Origin of the sequence: Micromonospora sp. NPDC049580 (assembly GCF_040675595.1) — a bacterium.
In the GTDB taxonomy this organism is placed as follows: Bacteria; Actinomycetota; Actinomycetes; order Mycobacteriales; family Micromonosporaceae; genus Micromonospora.
Window position 1 is genome coordinate 1 of record NZ_JBFAPG010000055.1, and the last position, 20,391, is coordinate 20,391.

18 protein-coding genes are annotated in these 20,391 nt (G+C 69.2%); 6 read left to right on the forward strand and 12 right to left on the reverse strand.

What is annotated here, in order from left to right:
- Positions 1-667, forward strand: a 667-nt coding sequence (locus tag AB0J68_RS07590) for an FAD-dependent monooxygenase (RefSeq protein WP_363936951.1), incomplete at its 5' end; no start/stop codon positions are given.
- A 145-nt stretch (positions 668-812) separates the two neighbouring features.
- Here the strand turns inward: AB0J68_RS07590 and AB0J68_RS07595 are convergent.
- Positions 813-959: a hypothetical protein gene (locus AB0J68_RS07595; RefSeq protein ID WP_272616708.1), complete on the reverse strand. Its 147-nt coding sequence runs from the start codon at positions 957-959 to the stop codon at positions 813-815.
- 106 nt (positions 960-1,065) lie between these two features.
- On the reverse strand, positions 1,066-1,449 hold the full coding sequence (locus AB0J68_RS07600) for a hypothetical protein (RefSeq protein WP_354855533.1): 384 nt from the start codon (positions 1,447-1,449) through the stop codon (positions 1,066-1,068).
- Positions 1,450-1,663: 214 nt separating this feature from the next.
- On the opposite strand from AB0J68_RS07600, the gene nhaA reads away from it, so the two are divergent.
- Together nhaA and AB0J68_RS07610 are read left to right on the forward strand one after the other, a co-directional pair.
- Entirely contained in the window at positions 1,664-2,950 is a 1,287-nt protein-coding gene (gene nhaA / locus AB0J68_RS07605) for a Na+/H+ antiporter NhaA (protein ID WP_355066560.1), read from the forward strand.
- A gap of 72 nt (positions 2,951-3,022) precedes the next feature.
- On the forward strand, positions 3,023-3,469 hold the full coding sequence (locus tag AB0J68_RS07610; protein ID WP_354855530.1) for a CBS domain-containing protein: 447 nt from the start codon (positions 3,023-3,025) through the stop codon (positions 3,467-3,469).
- Between the two features lie 3 nt (positions 3,470-3,472).
- On the opposite strand, the gene AB0J68_RS07615 is transcribed toward AB0J68_RS07610, so the two are convergent.
- Positions 3,473-4,762, reverse strand: a complete 1,290-nt coding sequence (locus AB0J68_RS07615) for an ArsB/NhaD family transporter (RefSeq protein ID WP_363936953.1) — start codon at positions 4,760-4,762, stop codon at positions 3,473-3,475.
- Positions 4,763-5,042: 280 nt separating this feature from the next.
- Here AB0J68_RS07615 and AB0J68_RS07620 point away from each other — a divergent pair, with 280 nt between their 5' ends.
- The gene (locus AB0J68_RS07620) at positions 5,043-5,570 is read left to right on the forward strand and encodes a DM13 domain-containing protein (RefSeq protein WP_363936973.1); all 528 of its coding nucleotides are present in this window, start codon (positions 5,043-5,045) and stop codon (positions 5,568-5,570) included.
- A gap of 130 nt (positions 5,571-5,700) precedes the next feature.
- Here the strand turns inward: AB0J68_RS07620 and AB0J68_RS07625 are convergent, their stop codons facing one another.
- Together AB0J68_RS07625 and AB0J68_RS07630 are read right to left on the reverse strand one after the other, a co-directional pair.
- Positions 5,701-7,134, reverse strand: coding sequence for an RICIN domain-containing protein (locus AB0J68_RS07625; RefSeq protein ID WP_363936956.1), 1,434 nt, complete (start codon positions 7,132-7,134; stop codon positions 5,701-5,703).
- Between the two features lie 119 nt (positions 7,135-7,253).
- Complete coding sequence (locus AB0J68_RS07630; protein WP_363936959.1) at positions 7,254-8,693, reverse strand: glycoside hydrolase family 43 protein; 1,440 nt, start codon at positions 8,691-8,693, stop codon at positions 7,254-7,256.
- Between the two features lie 505 nt (positions 8,694-9,198).
- On the opposite strand from AB0J68_RS07630, the gene AB0J68_RS07635 reads away from it, so the two are divergent.
- Positions 9,199-10,566 (forward strand): ricin-type beta-trefoil lectin domain protein, encoded by a 1,368-nt coding sequence (locus tag AB0J68_RS07635; protein WP_363936962.1) that lies wholly within the window; start codon positions 9,199-9,201, stop codon positions 10,564-10,566.
- A gap of 107 nt (positions 10,567-10,673) precedes the next feature.
- Here AB0J68_RS07635 and iolB read toward each other — a convergent pair whose 3' ends face one another.
- The 7 genes from iolB to AB0J68_RS07670 form a co-directional block, all read right to left on the reverse strand.
- Complete coding sequence (iolB, locus tag AB0J68_RS07640; protein WP_355066604.1) at positions 10,674-11,498, reverse strand: 5-deoxy-glucuronate isomerase; 825 nt, start codon at positions 11,496-11,498, stop codon at positions 10,674-10,676.
- A gap of 45 nt (positions 11,499-11,543) precedes the next feature.
- Positions 11,544-12,728 carry a glycoside hydrolase family 88 protein gene (locus tag AB0J68_RS07645; protein ID WP_363936964.1) on the reverse strand — a complete coding sequence of 395 codons (1,185 nt, stop codon included), beginning with the start codon at positions 12,726-12,728 and terminating at the stop codon, positions 11,544-11,546.
- 84 nt (positions 12,729-12,812) lie between these two features.
- Positions 12,813-13,490, reverse strand: a complete 678-nt coding sequence (locus AB0J68_RS07650) for a hypothetical protein (RefSeq protein WP_354862144.1) — start codon at positions 13,488-13,490, stop codon at positions 12,813-12,815.
- Positions 13,491-13,495: 5 nt separating this feature from the next.
- On the reverse strand, positions 13,496-14,392 hold the full coding sequence (locus AB0J68_RS07655) for a carbohydrate ABC transporter permease (protein WP_355066565.1): 897 nt from the start codon (positions 14,390-14,392) through the stop codon (positions 13,496-13,498).
- Complete coding sequence (locus AB0J68_RS07660; RefSeq protein WP_355066566.1) at positions 14,392-15,255, reverse strand: sugar ABC transporter permease; 864 nt, start codon at positions 15,253-15,255, stop codon at positions 14,392-14,394. Before AB0J68_RS07660 ends, AB0J68_RS07655 begins: the two co-directional genes overlap by 1 nt.
- A 116-nt stretch (positions 15,256-15,371) precedes the next feature.
- Entirely contained in the window at positions 15,372-16,676 is a 1,305-nt protein-coding gene (locus tag AB0J68_RS07665) for an extracellular solute-binding protein (protein ID WP_363936969.1), read from the reverse strand.
- A gap of 42 nt (positions 16,677-16,718) precedes the next feature.
- Positions 16,719-18,713, reverse strand: coding sequence for a DUF2264 domain-containing protein (locus tag AB0J68_RS07670; RefSeq protein WP_355066568.1), 1,995 nt, complete (start codon positions 18,711-18,713; stop codon positions 16,719-16,721).
- Positions 18,714-19,181: 468 nt separating this feature from the next.
- On the opposite strand from AB0J68_RS07670, the gene AB0J68_RS07675 reads away from it, so the two are divergent.
- Complete coding sequence (locus tag AB0J68_RS07675; protein ID WP_363936972.1) at positions 19,182-20,321, forward strand: substrate-binding domain-containing protein; 1,140 nt, start codon at positions 19,182-19,184, stop codon at positions 20,319-20,321.
- The last annotated feature ends 70 nt before the right edge of the window (positions 20,322-20,391 follow it).

A 20,391-nucleotide genomic window follows, 5' to 3' on the forward strand; every position in this document is an offset into this window, starting at 1 on the left:
CCCGGATCCGCCCGCACTACCGACTGCCCGAGGCGGGCGCGAACGCCTGGCGGCGGATCTTCCTGCCGATGCGCGACGCCCAGTCCTGTGCCCCGGCCTCAACCTCGGCCTCCAGGATGCCGTCAACCTGGGTTGGAAGCTGGCCGCCACGGTGCGCGGGTGGGCGCCGCAGGGCCTGCTCGACACGTACGAGACCGAGCGCCGTCCCGTCGCCGAACGGGTCGTCATGTCCACCCAGGCGCAGTCGGCGCTCATCGGGCCCGGCGACGAGATCACCGGCCTGCGGGAACTCTTCGCCGAACTGCTGCGCATCCCGGAGGTGACCGGGCACATCGCGGCGCTGATGTCCGGCGCGGACATCCACTACCCCGCCGACCCCGCCGACCCGTTGGCCGGCCGGTGCGCCCCCGACGTGGTCGTGCACGCCGACCAGGGCGCGGTACGCCTCGCCGAGCTGACCCGCACCGCCCGGCCGTTGCTACTGGATTCCACAGGTGTCTACGCCGAGGTGGCCGCGCCCTGGCGAGACCGGGTCGACGTCGTCAGCGGCGCGTTGCGGGGCACGACCGCGTTGCTCGTACGCCCCGACTGCTTCGTCGCCTGGTCCGCCGGGGATGCGGACACCCTGCGCGCCTCGCTCACCCACCACTTCGGGCCGCCCCGGTGACCGGAAGCGTCTCGTGGACGCCGCTGGCGTCCGTCGCGTCCGTCCATCGACGAGTCCCTGTCGGACCCCGCAAGGTGGGACATGGCCGGGTGCCGGCAACACTGTCGGGCGCTGGTTGCCGGCCACCGACCACACCGACGAAGAATCAGTCGGTGATCACCGGCCAGGCGTAGGCGAGCAGGGCGCAGGCGGCGCCCAGCAGCGCGAACGAGACACCCCGAGTGGGCAGTGGCAGTGCGGCGAGCACGATCAGGATGACCGCGATGACGTAGAGAAATGCCTGGACCGACATGGGACTCTCCTCAATCAGGGAATTGATGGGAACCGACGTTGACCGCCGGGGTGACACCCCGCTCATGCGCGAACGCCGCACGCGCGGGTCGGGCGCGCGGGCTTGATCAGCCGTCCGGCGTGAAGAGCCCCTGAATACCGACGACGATCGCGATGAGACCGAAGATCGCGAGCAACAGGCGGACTCCGGTCGCGCCGTCCGACCGCTCCTCGCGCGACGCCGGCCGACCGGTCAGCCGGCTCCACAACAGGGCGAGCCCCACACCGATCCCCACCACCTCGAAGTGGAACACCCGGGGGCCGGACACCAGGTGGACGATGAGGTGGTAGCCGCCGGTCACGAGCGCCACGAGGCCGACCACCCACGCGATCGGGGCCGCCCGACCGGCGAGGCGGCCCAGGTCGTCACCGACGCGTGGCAACAGCCGCAGCACCGAGACGGCGAGCAGGAAACCACCGACGATGTTGGCGAGGTCGAGCAGCAGAGCCATGATCACGAGGGTCTCCGTCGATCGGATGATCAGCCGGTGGGAGCGTACCCACGGAGCCGGTCGGTTGAAACGAGATCTGGCGGCCGATGGCGCGCCGTCGGCTGTCTGCGGTCGAGGGATCCGCGGCGAAAGGCCCCGGTACGATGGGTTCCGGTGCGCCGGGAAGTCTGGTCGGCAGATGGTTCCGACCCGTCTTTCGAAAGTTGGCCTGCTTGTGACGTCGAACCCTCAGTCGCCTCCTCGTGTTCTCGGCCGTGGTTCCTGGGCTGAGGCACGTCGCATCGCCGACGTACTGCGCAAGGAGACGATCGGCGGCGCGTTGCTGCTGGTCGGTGCCGTCGTGGCGCTGATCTGGGCGAACTCGCCGTGGGCGCACCGCTACCAGGCCATGACGGCGCTCACCGTCGGGCCCCACGCGCTGCACCTTGACCTGTCGCTGGCGACGTGGGCGGCTGACGGGCTGCTGGCGATCTTCTTCTTCGTCGCCGGTCTCGAACTCAAGCGCGAGTTCGTCGCCGGTGATCTGCGTGATCCCCGCCGGGCCGCGGTCCCGGTCGCCGCCGCGGTCGGCGGCGTACTCGTGCCGGCCCTGCTGTACGCGGTGGTGAACTGGGGCGGCGCGGTGAAGGGCTGGGCGGTTCCGACCGCCACCGACATCGCGTTCGCCCTCGCCGTGCTGGCGGTGATCGGCCGGCATCTGCCGAGCGCGCTGCGCACCTTCCTGCTGACCCTGGCGGTGGTGGACGACCTGCTGGCGATCGTCATCATCGCGGTCTTCTACACCGCCCACCTGTCGCTGCTGCCACTGCTGGCCGCGGTGGTGCCGCTGGGCCTGTTCACGCTGCTGGTGCAGCGTCGGGTGCGCTCATGGTGGCTGCTCCTGCCGCTGGCGTTCGCGACCTGGGCGCTGGTGCACGCCTCCGGCGTGCACGCCACCGTCGCCGGGGTGCTGCTCGCCTTCGCCGTCCCGGTGCCGCGCTCCACAGGGGCCGGCCCCGGACCCGGCCTGGCCGAGCACTTCGAGCACCGATTCCGGCCGATCTCCGCCGGTGTTGCGGTGCCGCTGTTCGCGCTGATGGCCGCCGGGGTGGCCGTCGGCGGGCTGGACGGCCTGACGCAGGCGCTCACCGACCCGATCGCCGTGGGCATCATGCTCGGTCTGGTCGTCGGCAAGCCGATCGGCATCCTGCTGGCAACCTGGCTCGTCGCGCGGTTCACCCGGGCCCGACTGGACTCGGGGCTGGCCTGGATCGACGTGGTCGGCCTGGCCGTGCTGTCCGGCATCGGGTTCACCGTCTCGCTGCTGATCGGCGAACTCGCCTTCGGTGTCGGCAGCGACGCCGACGGCCGGGTCAAGATCGCTGTGCTGGGAGGCTCCCTGATTGCCGCCGCGCTCGCCACGGTCATCTTGCGGTTGCGTAATCGCGTGTACCGGCAGATCTACGAGGCCGAGCAGGTCGACCGTGACCATGACGACGTTCCGGACGTCTACCAGAAATAGGTCCACTGCGAGTGGGGGGCTGCCAGGCGGCGTCAGCGCGGTCAACGCGGCGTCCGGGCGTATCGTCGGTGCATGCGCGCGAGCGATGTGGCCATCCCGATGGACACCGTCACCGAGGACATGCCGGCCCGGGAGGCCGCGCGGATCCTGGCGGCGCAGGACCTGCCCGGCCTGATCGTGGTGGACGCCAAGGGCCGCCCGTCGACGGTGCTGGCTGGCACGCAGGTGCTGCGGATGGCACTGCCGTCCTACTGCCAGGACGATCCGGCGCTGGCCCGGGTGATCGACGAGGCCGCTGCCGACGTGATCCTGGAGGGGATAGGCGACCGCACCGTCGCGGACCTGCTGCCCCGCAACCGTCCGGGCCTGCCGGCGGTCAACGCTGACGCCACCCTGCTCGAGGTCGCCTCGGTGATGGCGCGATCGAATGTGCCGCTGGTCGCGGTCGTCGACCACGACCGGGTGATGACCGGCGCGATCACCCTGGACGGGCTGCTCGACCGGATGCTCGGCACCTGAGCGTCAGAAGAATCGCAGCCACAGATACGGCACCGCGATCGCCACCGAGATCACGGTGACGATCAGACCGTACTTGGTGAACCCCCAGAACGTGATCTTGTGCCCGGCACGTTCGGCGATGCCGAGCACCACCACGTTCGCCGAAGCGCCGACGGCAGTGGCGTTGCCGCCGAAGTCAGCCCCGATGGCGAGCGCCCACCACAGCACCTGAGCCTTACCGAGCCCACCTTCGGCGTTCACCAGCTCGCTCACGATCGGGCTCAACGTCGCCACGTACGGGATGTTGTCCACGATCGCCGACAGCCCCGCCGACGCCCACAGCATCAACATGGTGGCTGGCCACAGCTTGCCCCCGACGGCCTCGGTCGCCGACCGGGCGACGCTGTCGATCACTCCGGTGGCGACCAGGGCTCCGACCATGACGAACAGGCCGGCGAAGAACAACAGCGTCGGCCACTCGACGTCCTTGACCACGTCTTCCGTGTCCAGCCGCGACAACGCCAGCAACAGCAGGCCACCGAGCACGGCCACCACCGAGGGCTCCAGGTCCAGCACCGTGTGCAGGCTGAACGCGAGCAGCACCGTGCCGAGCACCACCAGGCTGATCACCACGAGGCGGCGGTCGCGAATCACGTCCGCCTCTCGCAGCGCCATCACCCGGGCCGCGCGCTCGGCGTCGTAGCGGAACGCCGTGCGGAACATGATCCGACACAGGCCGACGAACACGACGAGCACGATCAGCACCAGCGGGGCCATGACGTTCAGGAAGTCGGTGAAACTCAACCCCGACCGGCTGGCGATGATGATGTTCGGCGGGTCGCCGACCAGGGTTGCCGCGCCACCGATGTTGGACGCCATGACCTCGGCGATCAGAAACGGGATCGGCGGCACGCCGAGCCGCTCGCACACCAGCAGCGTCACCGGCGCCACCAGCAGCACGGTCGTGACATTGTCCAGCGCCGCCGACACCACGGCGGTCACCACCACCAGGATCACCATGATCGGGAACGGACGGCCCCGAGCCTTCTTCGCGCTCCAGATCGCCAAGTACTCGAACAGGCCGGTGCGTTTCAGCACACCGACGATCAGCATCATCCCCAGCAACAGGAAGATGACGTTCCAGTCGATGCCCGCCTCTTCGGAGAAGAACGCATGCTCGGCATCGGTCGCCCCGATCGCCAACATGATCGACGCGCCGCCCAGGGCCACCGCCACCCGGTTGATTTTCTCGGTGGCGATCAGGACGTAGGCGGCGGCGAACACGGCCACCGCGATCCAGGCCAGGATGCTCATTCGGCGCTTCTCCGGTTCTGGTCAGCCGTTATCGCAACGCCGACCAGGCTTCCCGGCACACCTGAGATCAACCTATCAGCCTGGGCGATCGGCAACGGTGTGGTGTGCCGGCCCGGCCGGCCCGCAACCGCACCGCACCACCTGTTCATCGACGACAACCGACGTGGGCTGGAGTGGGCGACCCGGAGCGTCGTAAGGGTTCCGAAAGGGTTCGCGACCAGTTCGACGGCTGCGGGGGTCGTACGCTGCGGGGGTGGGGAAATGGATCTTCCGGTCGCGAGTGGCCTGGGCCGGTCTCGCCTCCGCTGTCCTCGTGGCGGCTCTGGCCCTCTACTGGTTCCAACCGTGGAAGCTGTTCACCGACACGTACGTCGACGAGGCGGTTCCCCCCGTGGGGACCACGTCGACCGCGCCCACTCCCGCGTCCGCGGCGCCGGTGGCGACACCAGCCGGGAACGCGATCCTGACCGCCGGCGAGTTCGTCACCCATGAGCACCGGACGACCGGCAGTGCCGAGATCCACCGGCTCGCCGACGGGCGCCACCAGCTCGTCATCCGGGACCTGAATACGTCGAGCGGGCCGGACCTGCGAGTGTGGCTGACCGACCAACCGGTCACCCTCGGCAAGGCCGGGTGGCGGGTGTTCGATGACGGCGAATGGGTCGAACTGGCCAGGCTCAAGGGCAATCAGGGCAACCAGGTGTACGAGATACCGGCATCGGTTGACCCACGCGACTTCCGGAGCGTCTCCATCTGGTGCAAGCGATTCGCCGTCTCCTTCGGCGCGGCCGACCTCAGGGCCGTCTGACACCGCCGGACTGCCCCGTTGCTACGCCGGCGGATGCGGCGTCGCAACGGCGCACACCCCCGGCGCCGGTCACCAGTTCGGTACCGGGGGTGCGGGCCACCGTGGATCGGTCGTCGCGGCGAGACGAGCGTCAGACGGCCGTGCGCGACCACTGCTGGTTGGCGCCGGTGTTGCACGGATACTGCTTGAGGATCACGCCGTCCGCCGTCGATGCGGCAGGTACGTCCACGCACTTGCCGCTGTGCCGGGCGCGGAGTTGGAAGTAGCTGCCGTTGGTGACCATCTGGAACTGCTGGTTGGTGCCGGTGCCACAGGTGTACTGGACGAGTTCGGCGCCGTCGGCGGTCGAAGCGCTCACCACATCGAGGCACTTTCCGCTGTGTCGGCTGATGATGCGCCAGTAGCCACTGCCGGCGTCCTGGAACTGCCACTGCTGCCACGCGTTGCCGCCGTACGTGTACTGGCCGACCCGCGCGCCGTTGTCGGTGTTCGGTTGCTGGACGTCCATGGCCTTGCCACTGTGCCGCACGGTGATCCGGTAGAACGTTCCCGTCGTGGGCGGAGGCGTCGTCGGACCACCGTCGATGGTGTCGCCCCACCCGTACCGGATCCGGTCGGCGCCGGAGGTGTTGCGGACGGTCAGGCTGAGGTTGGTGCCGCTGCCGCCGAGGGCGAACATCGAGTACCAGTCGTATCCGATGGTGCCCGGCTTGCCGCCGAGGGCGGGCCAGTAGGTGCCGCCCATCTGGTTGTCGCGCATGACCTGGGCCAGCGCGCGGATGTAGCGCACGAAGTTGTCGGTGCTGCCCGCGTCGGCGTAGTTGCGGCCGTCGTTCATGGGAGCGCCGAACTCGGTCGCGACCGCGCGGGAGGCGCAGTTGCCCAGGCGGGTCTGGATGTGGCTGCGGAAGGCGTCGTAGGTCATCGCGCCGTAGAAGAACGCGTAGTAGTGGAAGGACAGCAGGGTCGAGTTGAAGCGGGTGTCGTTGCAGATGTCCCGCAGATCCTGGCTGAAGCCGGTGCCGCCGATGAGCACCCGGCCGGGCACCGCCGAGTAGTGGTAGCTCAGCCAGTTCGCCGCGACGTCGCGCCACTCCGCCGAGCTGTAGCCGTGCGGCTCGTTCATCGGCTCGAAGTAGACGTTGGTGTTCGAGCCGTACGTGTTGGTCACCGTGGACCACATCGCGTTCCACGCGGCGAGGTTCGTGATCCTGCCGCCGGAGGCCGCGCCGTCCTCCCAGTAGGCGAGGATGACTTTGAACCCGCGGGCGGTCGCGGCGTCGATGGCGCCGCGGTACGCCTCCCACCACGCCGTTCCCACCGTGTGGGTGTTGATGGGCAGCCGGACGGTGTTGACCCCCATGGTGGAAGCCATGCTGTCGTAGAGGGCATTGGCCTTGGCCCGCACCGTCGCGTTGCTGTCGGACGAGCTGAGGCCCTGCACGACGAGCGGGCCGGTGCTGAAGTTGTCACCCAACACGGCCCAGTTCATGCCGCGAAACTGGCTGGTGGCGGCGGTGGCCGGCGACGACGTGACGACGACGATGCCAACCAGCGCGGTCATCGCGCTCACCAGAGCGATCAGAAGTCGGCGCAACGACCGGGTGCTCCGCGACGCGTGTCCGTGCGACAGCCTTTTGCGTTTCATGACAGGTCCAATCGGTGTGGGGAGACGGTCGGCGTTCAGGTGGTCACGCGGAAGGTGGCGTCGGCACGGCTCTGCGCATCGGAGAGCGGGTCGAGCCGGAGCAGGTAGTTGTAGTGCCGGATGTAGCGGTCCGGGTGGCTGTATGCCTGGAAGGACGTCCACGAGGAGTTGGCGACGCCGGCGACCTGCCGGAAGGTGGCGTCGGCGGCGAAGGTGGCGGTGCCGTCGTTGGCTTCCAGCCGGAAGTCGAACCCGTAGTGGCGCAGGTAGTAGCCCGGATAGTTGACCGACTGGATGGAGACCGTGCCGGAGCCGGCCAAGCCGGGCACCAGCCGCCACTGACCGTCCTGCGCGGGGCTGACGTTCGGGTCGATGCGGACGTCGTAGTCGTAGTGCCGCACGAACCGGTCCTGGAGGTTGTACGACTGGATCCGGTTGACTGCCGTGGTGGGCCAGCGGGCGAGCACGCGGTTATGCTCGGCGGCGGTCAGGTTGAGGATCGAACCGTGCCGTTTCCTGGTGCCGCCCATGTCGTACGAGCCGGACGCCGGCAGCCGGAAGCTGGCCGGACTCGACGGATTGGTGGTCAGGACGGGCAGGTAGCCGCGCCCGCTGGCGTACTGGTCGAGGTAGAGAACCCACTCGTTGCGGGCGTTGAACCGCATCCACATCGGGCCCTCGACCTGGGAGCCCGTCAGCCCGATGCCCGACAGGTTCCCGAGGGTCGTCCAGGTGCCGAGGATGGAGTTGCTGCCTTCGAGGGTGATCTGGCCGTCGCGGGAGGCCCGGACGTAGCGGTAGGCGCCGACGCCGGCCGGCACCTCGACGATCTGGGTGTCGATGATCTCCTGGCTGCCGGGCCGGCTGAGGTAGACCTGCGGCGTGGTGATGCTGCGGAAGTCCGCCGTGCGCGCGTAGTAGATGCGGTGCTTGGTCACCCCGTTGAGCGGGACGTTCGTCGCCCAGTAGAGGACGTAGTCGCCGGTGGCCGGGTTCCAGATCGCCTCCGGAGCCCAGGCGTTGCGTCCGTCCGGAATCGGGCCGGCGACGTTCAGCAGCCACGGCGCGGACCAGGTGACCAGGTCGGTGGACTCCCACACGACGAGGTTGCGGCTGCCGTTGTTGACCGCTGTCGACCAGTCCTGGCCGCAGCCGATGCACAGGTCGGTGGCGATGATCCAGTACCTGTCACCGGCGGGCGAGCGAACCAGGGCGGGGTCGCGGACGCCGCGGGTGCCGACTGTGGATCGCAGCACGAGCCCGCCGTTGTTGAGGTCCGTCCAACGCAGGCCGTCGGCGCTGTGGGCGAGGTAGATCTGTTGACCGGTCGAGGACTCGCCGGTGAAGTGCGCCATCAGGTAACCGACGGCCGGGTCGAGCGCGACCGCTGCCTTCGGCGTCGCCACCGACCAGGTGGTGAAGAGCAGGCACGCGGCGAGCGACACCGCGTAGAGCCGGGCGAGGACTCTCGACATGGGTCCTTCTCCTTCGCGGAGGGGCGGGCGACAACACCCCGAGCCGACCTACATGTGAGCGTTAACAGCTCCGAGGGGACGCGACCCAGGGCCGCGCGGTGGGGAGCGGTGGGTGGCGTGCCGTGCCGGTGTCGCCGGCGAGGCAGACGCCATGTGTCCAGATCATTAAGTACGTGTTGCGGACAAGTGTTAGCGATCGCAACTGGAGTGTCAAGGCATCGAAGATGCTCGTTCGACTTGAGCGAACAGAGCGCCCCGAGGGGTGGATCCACCCGGCGGGCCGACGCCGCATCGATCGCGGACGTCATACGTCACATCATTATGCTAGTCTATGTGTCGCGTGGCTCACCGCCGGCCGTCGGTTCGGCGACCAGAACCGGCCGCCGCGGCGTCGGCACGGCCCTCGACGGTCTACGAAGGGCCGCCGCGCGGGTTCCTCGCCGACCGGTGACGCCCCACGCCCACACCACCAATGGAAGTTCGTCCACCACAAGGAGGCGCAGCTGTGCCACTTCGCAAACTCTCCGGCCCCTGGATCGGGGCCGCCATGGCTGTCCTGGTTCTCGTCGCCGTCGGGGCGTACATCATCGTGGCTGGCGGATCGGCGGCCGCCGCCACCACCGCCGGCTGCGGCAAGGCGCCCGGACTGAACAGCGGCACCCACACGATCCAGAGCAGCGGAAAGAGCCGCAGCTTCATCCTTCGGCTGCCCGACAGCTACAACAACACCTATGCCCACCGACTGGCGTTCGGGTTCCACTGGCTGGGTGGCACCGCCGATCAGGTGGCGTCGGGCGGCACCGACGGAGCGGCGTGGGCCTACTACGGCATGCTCTCCCAGTCGAACAACACCACGATCTTCGTTGCCCCGCAGGGCATCAACAACGGCTGGGGCAATTCCAACGGTGAGGATGTGACCTTCACCGACGACATGGTCCGCGTCATCGAGAACGCCCTCTGTGTCGACACGACGCAACTCTTCTCGGTGGGATTCAGCTACGGCGGCGCGATGAGCTACTCGTTGGCGTGTTCCCGGCCCACCGTGTTCCGTGCGGTCGCGGCGATCGCGGCGCCCGGGGCGATCAGCGGCTGCAGCGGCGGCACCCAGCCAGTGGCGTACCTGGGGATCCACGGCGTCAACGACAACATCCCGAACGGACGGGCGCTGCGCGACAGGTTCGTCCGGAACAACGGTTGCGCCGCGCAGAACCCGCCCGAGCCGGCGCCGGGTAGCCGGACCCACATCACCACCGCCTACTCGTGTCCGGCCGGATATCCGGTGGTCTGGGCCGCGTTCGACGGCGGCCACCAGCAAGGTCCGGTGGACGGCTGTGCCGGCTGTGAGAGCGGCGCGCGGAGCTGGGTCAAGCAGGAGGTGTGGAGGTTCTTCACCCAGTTCGGCTCGACCGTGCCGCCCACCACTCCCCCGCCCACCACTCCCCCGCCCACCACGCCCCCGCCGTCGAGCCCACCGCCCGGCCAGCAGAACGTGCTGATCGCGGGTAGCCAGTCCGGCCGGTGCATCGACATCCCCAACTCCAGCACCACCAACGGAACCCGCGCGCAACTGTGGGACTGTCACGGTCGCACCAACCAGCGCTGGACCCACACCGCGAGCCGCACCCTGACCGTCTACGGCAACAAGTGCCTCGACGCCAGCGGAGCGGGAAGCAGCAACGGCACCGCGGTCATCATCTGGGACTGCAACGGCCAACCCAACCAGCAGTGGAACCTGAACGCCAACGGCACCATCACCGGAGCCCAGTCGGGGCTCTGCCTCGACGCCGTCAGTTCCGGCACCGCCAATGGGACGCAACTGCACCTCTGGGCCTGCCACGGGGGCGCCAACCAGCAGTGGAGCACGCGCGCCTAGTGCCGCCTCAGGCAACGCTGAGCCTGTCGGAGACGCGCCGCTCGGGTCCTTTCCCGGGCGGCGCGTGGCCGTCCGGCTGTCCGGGTGGCCGAGTGGGGCAGCCATCGCTACAGGCCCACACTGCGCAGGGTCGGTACGGTCTGACCCACCCAGGCGAGCGCGGCGTCCTCGCGGGCGCCCTGGGTGCGTTGTGTGCCGGCCAGGAACCACAGGAAATAGGTGGTGTAGCCGGGCGCGCTGACCACTGTGTGGTACCCCTCGGGCATCATCTGCATCACATGCTCGCGGATGGTGACGTTCTCCTCGTACCCGTCGTCGGTGTAGACCCGGCTGATGCCGAACCCGTCCGCCGGGTTGACGCGGTAGTAGTACATCTCCTCGTGCGCAGCCTCGGCGGGCAGGTCGTCGACCTTGTGCCGGTGTGGCGGGTAGGTGCTCCAGTTACCCGAGGGCGTGTAGGTCTCGCCGACGATGAGCCGGCGGGCGGGCAGGTCCGGTTGCGAGACTTCGGTGAGGATCTGGTGGTAGGTACGGCCGAAGTTGGCCGCTCCCCAGCGGCCTGTCACGACCTGCTCCGGTGCGATGACATAGGGGTCGGTGGTCAGCTCGCTGGGGGCGCTGGGGAGGGCGATCTCCACGGCGGTGACCGCCTCGACGGTCACCGAGGAGCCGGCCGGGATGTAGACCGAGTGCGGCTTGCCGGAGAAAACGTCCGGTCGCTGGCCGACCTGCGGGAAGTGGCGGCCGGCGACGGTGAAGCTGGCCGTGCCACCGAGGATGACGGCCAGGATCTCCCGGTCACCGGACTCGCCGGTCCAGGACTCGCCGGCCGACAGCCGCAGCAGGGTGAAGTCCAGCAGACGGCAGGGATTGAAGGGCAGCGTGTTCCGGCCGTCGACGGCGGGAATCGCGCAGTGGTAGCGGTAGTCCATGGTCACCTTTCGGAGGATGCGGACGGTGCGGGTCGATCGCGGTGGTCACCAGGGGCTGGCCCAGCCAGGGATCGTGGCGCGGGTGAGGGCTTCCAGATAGAAGTAGTCGCCCCACAGGGTTCCCTCGTCGACGCCGATGCCCTTGGGTTTGTCGTAGACGCCGTGCAGGATCAGCGCGTTCGAGACCGGATGGCCACCGGTGGAGTAGTGGACGATGAGCGAGCGCAGGATCTCCGCAGCGGCTGTCCGGTACCGGTCGGCGCTGGCCGTGTCGGTAAGGCCGTCTGCCAGTTCGACCAGGCCGCAGGCGGCGATGGCCGCGGCCGAGCTGTCCCGCTCCTGGCCGCTGCCGTCGCCGAACTCCAGATCCCAGTACGCGACGTGGTCCTCGGGCAGGTGGGCGAGGAAGCGGTCGGCGCAGGTCTTCGCAGCGGCAAGCAGCGCCGGGTCGCCGACGTGCCGGTGGTTGAGGCTGAACCCGTAGATGCCCCATGCCTGCCCACGCGCCCAGCAGGAGTGGTCGGAGTGGCCCTGTTCAGTCTCCCCGCGTAGCGGCGCACCGCTGTCCGGGTCCCAGTAGAAGGTGTGGAAGGTGGTGCCGTCCGGACGCAGGATGTGCTGGCGAAGCTGAGCGGTGTGCCGGCGGGCCGCGGCGGCGTAGCGGTCGTCGCCGGTGGTCTGGCTGGCCCAGAAGAGCAGCGGCGTGTTCATGAGGCTGTCGATGATCGTGCGGCCACGTTGGCGGGGGTCGTTCAGGTCGCCCCAGGCCTGGATGATTCCGGCGGGTTCGAGGACGCGCGTCATCAGGTGGTCGGCGGCGGCGAGAGCGGCGCCTCGGGCCCGCGCGTCGCCGGTACGGCGGGCCGCGGTGACGCAGGCGAGGGTGTAGAGGAACCCGAGGTCGTGGGTGTCCAGGTCGATGCCGCGGGTCATCCGGGCCGCGAAACTGTCCACGTGGGAGAGCGCGGCCCGCCGGTGGCGCTCCGCACCGGTCAGATCATGTGCCAGCCAGAGCATCCCAGGCCAGAAGCTGGTGGTCCAGCCGACGTTGGCGCCCTCGGGCTGGCCTCCGCTCGCTGGCCGGAGCGGGTAGCGGTTGGCGGCGGTGGTGTCCGCGGGGTACCGGTCGCCGAAGGTGACGATGTTCGCGTCGACCGTGCGTATCGCGGCGGCCACCGCGGCCGCCGTGGCTTCTGCGTCGGAGCTGGGACGGACGTCGGTCGCCGTCATGGATGCTGTTCTCCCTCGTGGGTACGGTCCGGTGCCGGGCAGGTGCGTTGTCGGCGTCCCGGATCGGTGGCCGGAACACGGTGCTCAGGTGCTCTGCGGTGCGGTCGCCGGTGGGTCGAGGGCGGCGCGCAGGGTGAAGCGGCTGTTGGCCCATACGACGTAGAGCAGTGGCGCGGCGGCGAGGCCGAGCGCGATCGCGGGACGGGCCGCCAGGATCTGTGCGAGCAGCACGAGGACGAGGAGAGACACGGCGGTGAGGTACCACCGGCGCACCGCCAGATACACGCAGGCGCGGGCCACCTCACGCAACCGCGCGGTGGGTCGCTCGGCGACGGTCACCAACCCCAGCAACGTGGTAGCGACGGTGAGGACGATCAGGGTCGCCAGCACCGGCAGGGCGAGTGCCCCGACCCGGTGGCCCCACGCGGCGCGGGCGTCGACGGCGAGCACGACCAGGGCAGCCACGGCTGCCGCCGTCCAGAGCATCGCCGGCCGGGCGGTGGCTCGCCAGGCGCGGCCGTAGGTGCGCAGCACGCCGCCGGTGTCGCCGGCCGAATAGGCGGACATGACCGCGAAGACCGCACAGAGCCCGGGCGCGCAGAGCGGGGCGGTCAGCGCGTACAGCGGCCAGGAGCGCGCCGCCTCGGTGGTGAACGCGAGCGTCACCAGTGGCAGGCAACCGAGCACCAGCAGCAGGTTGCTGACGAGCGCGACGTAGATCCCGTCGAAGACGGCGGCGATGGTGTTGTGGCGCGAACGCATGGGCCTCAACCCTTCAGTCCGGTCGTGGCGATGCCCTCGATGAAGTAGCGCTGGCCGAGCAGGAAGATGACAGCGACGGGCAGCACGGACAGCACGGAGCCCGTCATGATCAGTGCGTACTCGGCGTTGTACTGGGAGATGAAGGTGTTGAGACCCAACTGGATGGTGCGCAGCTCCGGACTGCGCAGGTAGATGAGCGGGCCGAGGTAGTCGTTCCAGGTGGTCACGAACGTCAGCAGGGCCAGGCTGGCCAGCGCTGGTCGGGACAGCGGCAGCATGATCCGTCGGTAGATGCCGAACTCGCTGAGCCCGTCCACCCGCGCCGACTCGCTCAGCTCCTCGGGGATCGTCTCGTAGAACTGCTTCATCAGGAACACGCCGAACGCGCCGAACGCCTGTAGCGCGACGATCGACCACAGCGTGTTCGACAACTGCAACTTCGACATGAGGATGAACTGCGGAATCATGTACGACTGCCAGGGCACCGCGATCGTCCCGACGTACGCCAGGAAGAGCGCGTTGCGGCCGGGAAAGCGGACCCGGGCGAAGCCGTAGGCGGCGAAACTGCCGGTCACCACCTGGAGGAGGCTGACGACCACCGACAGCAGCAGCGTGTTTCCCAACCAGGTCGTCATGTCCGAGCGCTGCCAGATGTCGAGGTAGTTTCGCCACACCACGGGATCGGGGAGCCAGGTGATCGGGATGGTGAAGACGTCGCTGTTGGTTTTCAACGACGCCACCACCATCCAGTAGAACGGCAGCAGCAGCGCGGCCGCCGCGAGCACGAGGGTGGCGTACCCGACGAGCCGCCAGCCCCGGGACCGGACCGGTCGGCCGGGCGCGCTGCGGTTGCGGGGCGCGGCGACGGCCGGGGTGGGCAGGGAGAGGTCGGTCGCGGTCATCAGCTGTTCCTCCGCTTGTTGACCATGAACTGGATGACCGTGATGCTGAAGCAGATGGTGAACAGGACGATGGAGACCGCCGAGGCGTAGCCGAACTGGTTCTCCTCGAAGCCCTTCTGGTAGATGTACTGCGAGAGCACCAGTGTCGACTGGCCCGGCCCGCCGCCGGTCATCACGAGGATGAGGTCGAAGACCTTGAAACTTTCGATGGTGAGCAGCACTGTGACGAAGAAGGTGGTGTGTCGTAACCCGGGGAGGGTCACGTGCACGAACCGCTGCCACGGTGAGGCGCCGTCGGTCTCGGCCGCTTCGTAGAGCTGGGCCGGGATGGTCTGCAGGCCGGCCAGGAACAGCAGCATGTAGTAACCCATGTACCGCCAGGTGCCGACGATGATGACCGCAGGCATCGACCAGGTCGACGACGTGGTCCAGCCCGGCGCATTGTCCACCCCGACGACACCGAGGAGGGCGTTGATCGGGCCGTACTCCGGGCTGAACAGCTGGTTCCAGACGATCGCGATCGCCACGATCGAGGTGATGTAGGGAAAGAAGGCGACGGTGCGGAAGAACCGTACGCCGCGCAGTTTGCGGTTGAGCAGCAGCGCCAGCCCGAGTGCCGCCGCGAGGGTCAGCGGGATGTGGAAGACCGTGTAGTAGACGGTGTTGCGCAAAGCGGTCCAGAAGCTCGCGTCGCCCCACATTCGCCGGAAGTTGGCGGTGCCGGTCCACTCGGCCACCCCGAAGACGTTCCAGTTGGTGAAGGCCACGTAGAACAGCACGACGACGGGGAGCAGGGTGAGCACGGCGAAGCCGACGAAGTTGGGCAGGATGAACGACCAGCCGGCGACAGTGTTGCGCGACACCAGCCGCCGGTTCCTGGGTCTCGTGCGCGGCAATGTTGCCATAGGGAGTCTCCGGAAGCGTTCGGCATGGTGGCGGGACCGGCGTGCGACGGAGGCGCGCCGGACCCGCCAACAGCTCACTGGTTGAGGACCTCGTTCTTGGCACGGGTCTGCGCCTTGCTCAGCTCCGCGTCGACGCCCTTGCTGTCGGAGAGGATCGCCGAGTGCGTCTCGTTGAGGAGGTTCTGCAGGCCGGCGGTGTGCTTCGACACCGGGTTCTCCGGCTTGATGGTGTGCGTGGTGTAGGCGAACTTCGACAGGTCGTCCCGCGGTACGCCGTCCAGCCCGAACAGCGTCGCGGTGACCGCGTCGGTGACCTGGGCCGGGGTGATGCCGATCGCGGCCAGCGCCTTGCCGGCATCCGGGCCGGCCGCGTACTGGAGGAAGGCCTTGGCCGCGGCGGTCTTGGACTTGCTGATCTTCGGGTTGATCCCCAGGCCGGTCGGGTCACCGAAGGTGACAGGCGTGGCGGAGGTGCCGGTGGTGGACTTGTCGAACTGCGGCGCCGGAGCAATCCCCCACTGGAACGTGTCGGCGTCACCGCTCTGTCGCTGGTTGAGCAGCGTGGCCACGTACCAGGTGCCCATCAGCAGCATCGCCGACTGCTGCTTGCCGAACTGCGCCTGGTAGGTGAGTTTGTTGGTCTTCGCGGTGCCGAAGGTCGGCTGCGCGCCGGCCGCCTGCAGGTCCAGTGACCGCTCGTAGTACGGCTTCAGGTAGCCGAAGTCCCCGGAGAGCAGGTCCGCGTTGGGGGTCTGGGCGAGCGCGAATCCCTGCACTGTCGACTGGAAGGTGTGCTGGTACGCGCCGGTCGCGTTCGAGCCGGCCCCCTTCAGCCCGGTGTGCAGCCGCTTCGCCGCGTCGGTGTAGTCGTCCCAGGTCCAGCTGCCGTCCGGCGGCGCCACCTTCGCCTTTGCGAACAGGTCCTTGTTGTAGAACAGCACCCACGAGTCCTGCCGGTACGGCACCGCGTACGCCTTGCCGTCCACCTGGTACGACGAGAGCGCCGGCACCGAGTCGAGACCGGCGGTGACGTCGGAGACATCGAGCAGCTGTCCACCGCTCTGGTACGTGTAGAAGTTCTTGAGGTTCTTCATCACGTAGACGTCCGGGGCGGTGCCGGCGGCCAGGTCCGTGATCATCTGGGTGTCGTAGTCGTTGCCTGGGGCGTACTCCTTGAGCTCCACCGTCACGTTCGGGTGGGTCGCCTTGAAGCCGTCGGCGAGCGTCTTGAACTCGGGCGTGGACGACAGACTCCAGCCAGCCAGGGTGATCGTCACCGGGGCATTGGGGTCGACTGGCTCGTCTCCGCCGCCGCAACCGGCGAGAACAAGCGTCAGGGCCGTCGCAGCGCTGATGACGGCCGGTATCGCACGCTTCATCCCTCTCTCCTTAGGTCAAGGGGCCCGGACGGGCCCGCACTGCTACCAGGACGCCTGGGTGGGCCTGGCATGCTCGGTGTCCAGACGGGTCGACGTGCCGATCCCGTCGGGCCAGTCGACCGCCAGGTGGAGACCGCGGCCGTCCTCGTCGGCCACGGCCTGGCCTACCTGCCCCACCGTGGCTGCCGGCACCGCGGACAGCTCGATGAAGGCGGCGACCCAGTCGCCCGGCCGGACGGGGTGGTCCAGCCAGGGCACTACCAGCCCGCCGGCCAGGGGCCCGCCGTGCGCAAGGGCGGTGGCACCGGCCGTTCCGTCCCCGCGAACGCTGTCGAGCCTGCTGGTCAGGCCGGCCCCGGTCAGGGCCACCGCCCGTTCACCAACGGTTGCCGTCGCATCCCCGGCAATGGCCCAGCCGCCGATCCGCAGCCGCAGCGCAGCCGCTTCGACGCCGTCGGCGAGGTCGTCGACGCGGGTCAGACGTAGTTCCCAGGGGCCACGGACCAGCGAATACACAGTGAGGTGCCCGGCCGGTCGGGACCGGCCCACGCGGCCGCCGCCGTGATCGCGCTGACCCGGATCCGGGTCGACCCAGTGGGCGAGGGCACGTGACCCGGCCACGCCCACGCCGTCGGTGTCGACGTGCACGGTCAGCAGGCGCATGCCGGCGCGGTGGGTGACCTGGCCCGCGTGGTCGACGAGAGTGACGGACTGGTCGAGCGGGCTGGCCCAGCCGCTGTCGTCGAGGACGGGGCTGGTGGCGGTGGAGTAGCCCAGTCGCGCGTAGAGCGGGGAATCTGAGACGGTGGCGCCCTCTACGGCGTGGTCGGTGCCGTGATTGATGACCCGGACGATGCCGTCGGCACGGGTGCCGGAAACCAGCCAGCCTGGCGCGTGCACCGCCCGCACCGCGTCCCGCTCCTCGACTGGCAGCGGCTCCTCGGAGGCCGTCCACACCGGATGTTCGGCGGGTAGCGCGATGCCGAGCAGGCCCTTGCTGGCCCAGTAGGGCGAGCCCGGTCCGGAGTACGACTGCGCCAGTCGCGGCCACGACCGGTGCCAGCCGAGGGTGAGCAGACCTCGTTCGTCCAGGGCCCCGTTGGCGACGAAGTGGCGCACGATGCGGGTGGCCGCGCGACGCAACTGGCCGAGGCTGACCGAGGGCACGCCGGCGATCGCGCCGACCCAGAACGGCGCCGCCGCGGCGAAGCGGTAGATCAGGCTTCGCCCCTGGATCAACGGTGACCCGTCGGCGCCCACGAGCGTGACCGCGTCGCCCAGGAAGCGGTCGAGGCTGGCCAGGTCCCGATCGCGGCGCTGCTCGGCCAGGTCCGCGGCGCCGGCCATTCGGGCCCACAGCGTCGGATACAGGTGCAGGGCCCAGCCCACATAGTGGTCGTACGCGCGGTGCGGCCCGTCGGACATCCAGCCGTCCCCGCGGGCGAAGCCGTCGTGCGTGCTCAGGTCCGCGGCCATCTCGTCGATCGAGTACGGCCCACCCACCGAACGCAGGAACGTCTGTACGACCAGCCGGAACCACACCCAGTTGATCTGTGGATACGTGTCGTCGCCGACCGCCGGGCGCAGGTAGTCGACTACCCGCTCGTGCACCGCGGACGGCATCCGGTCCCAGATCCACGGGCGGGTCATGTCCAGGACCAGCGCGATGGAGGCGGCTTCCACCTTCGCCTGGGGGTGTTCGTCCAAGCGCACCCAGCGGTCGGGGGAGCTCGGATCGGTGCCGGCGGCGATGCCGGCCGCGTACCGGTCGACGAGCTCGTCCATGCCCACTCCCCTGGCCCCCGCGATGCGGAAGCCGGCCAGGAGGAAAGTGCGGGCGAAACCCTCGAGGCCGTCGACGGCCCGCCCGTAACCGCCCTTTCGCCCGGGAAGACTGACGAGAGCGTGACCGGGCGACGCGAACGGCCGGACCGCGGCGAGCATCCGGTCGGCGAGGGCCAGCCAGTCGTCCCGGCTCCAGGTCGCGGCATCCGAGGCCGTCCCCGGCGTTGACCGGCCGGCCGTCCTGGACGTCATCCCAGATCCTGTCGCATCGATCCGTCTCCATGGAATGTGGCGAGCGGCGCGTTGCCCGGAATGTGACGCTCCGGCATCCGCAGTGTTTCCGAAGTAAAACGCTCACATCAGAGCAAGTCAATGCTGTTCTCAAACCAGACGAACACATACGATCAAAAGGACACACGCCGTCACCGGGATCGACGGCGGCCGGAGCTACCGATGCCTGCCCACAAAACGGTCTCACACCCCCTAATCATCCGGTCGAAGACCGGACCTCCGGCCCGTGACCCGGTCGACCCCCGCCGCACAGCGGACTCAGCGACGCCAGCAACGCCACAACTGATCTGATACGATCAGAATCGCTCACAGCTGCTCGGTCGGCCCGAGGGCCATAGCCGTCGCGCGCAGCCGCGTTCAACCCGGTCGGCAAGCTCGTCGTCACGGCGCGATACCTTTCGCCGCACGAAGCGTTCCTCGGAGGTCCCCATGACCAAGGACAGTCCTGTCGTCGCCACGGCGGAGACTTCCCGCGCGCCGCTTCAGGTCGCCCGCCGCCAGCAACTGTTGGCAGCCCTGCAACGCGACGGCTCGATGCGCATCTCCGACCTGTCGCACGTGCTGGGCGCCGCGCCGGTCACCATCCGGCGCGACATCGCGGAGCTCGCCGCCGAAGGGTTGGTTCGCCGGGTCCACGGTGGAGTCGCTCTGATCCTGCCGGACGACGTCCCGGCAGCCGAGGAGCCGCCCGACGCTGGCCTGAACCCGCTCGTCGGGCGCGCGGTCGGCATGCTCGTGCCCTCATTGGACTACTACTGGCCGGACGTGGCGCGCGGTGTCGAGGGCGCCGCCCGCGAGCTGGACATGCGTGTGGTACTGCGCGGCTCCTCGTACGACACCGAGGACGACCAGCCGCAACTGGCACGCCTGGTGGGGCGGATGGACGTGGACGGGCTGATCATCGCGCCGAGCATGGACGCGCCGACCGCCGAGCGCACCATCGAGTGGCTCGACCAGGTCGGCGTCCCGGTCGTCCTGCTGGAACGCACCGCCAGGGTAGGCAGCCATCACGCTGTCATGGAGTCGGTGGTCACCGACCATGCGCTCGGTGCCGCCATGGCCGTACGCCACCTCACCTCGCTCGGACACCGCAAGGTCGGCCTGGTACTCGACGCCAACAGCCCCACCAGCCAGCACGTGCGGCGTGGCTGGCTCGACGCCACGACCGAGTGCGACCTCGACTCGAACGCGACAGTGGTGGCCGTGGTACCCGACACACGGTCACCGGAGCGGGACACGGTGCTCGACAACGTGCTCGACCGGTGCCAGGCGACCGGGACGACGGCCCTGCTGGTGCACGCCGACGCCGAGGCGATCGCGCTGGTGCAACACTGCGAGGAGCGGCACCTGTCCGTTCCCGGCGACCTCTCCATCGTGGCGTACGACGACGAGGTCGCCGGGCTCTTCAGCCCGCCGCTGACCGCGGTCCGACCGCCGCGACGCTCGATCGGACGGGCTGCCGTGCGTCTCGTCGCCGACCGGCTCGCCGACCCCGACCGCCCCACCCACCGGATCGTCATCAGCCCATCGCTGCGGGTCCGGGGGTCGACCGCGCGGCCACCCGCGTAAGGGGGCTTCCAGTCCCCGCCTCGGGAACGTTCAGCCAGTCGAAGACGCGCCGCTCGGGACCTGACCCGAG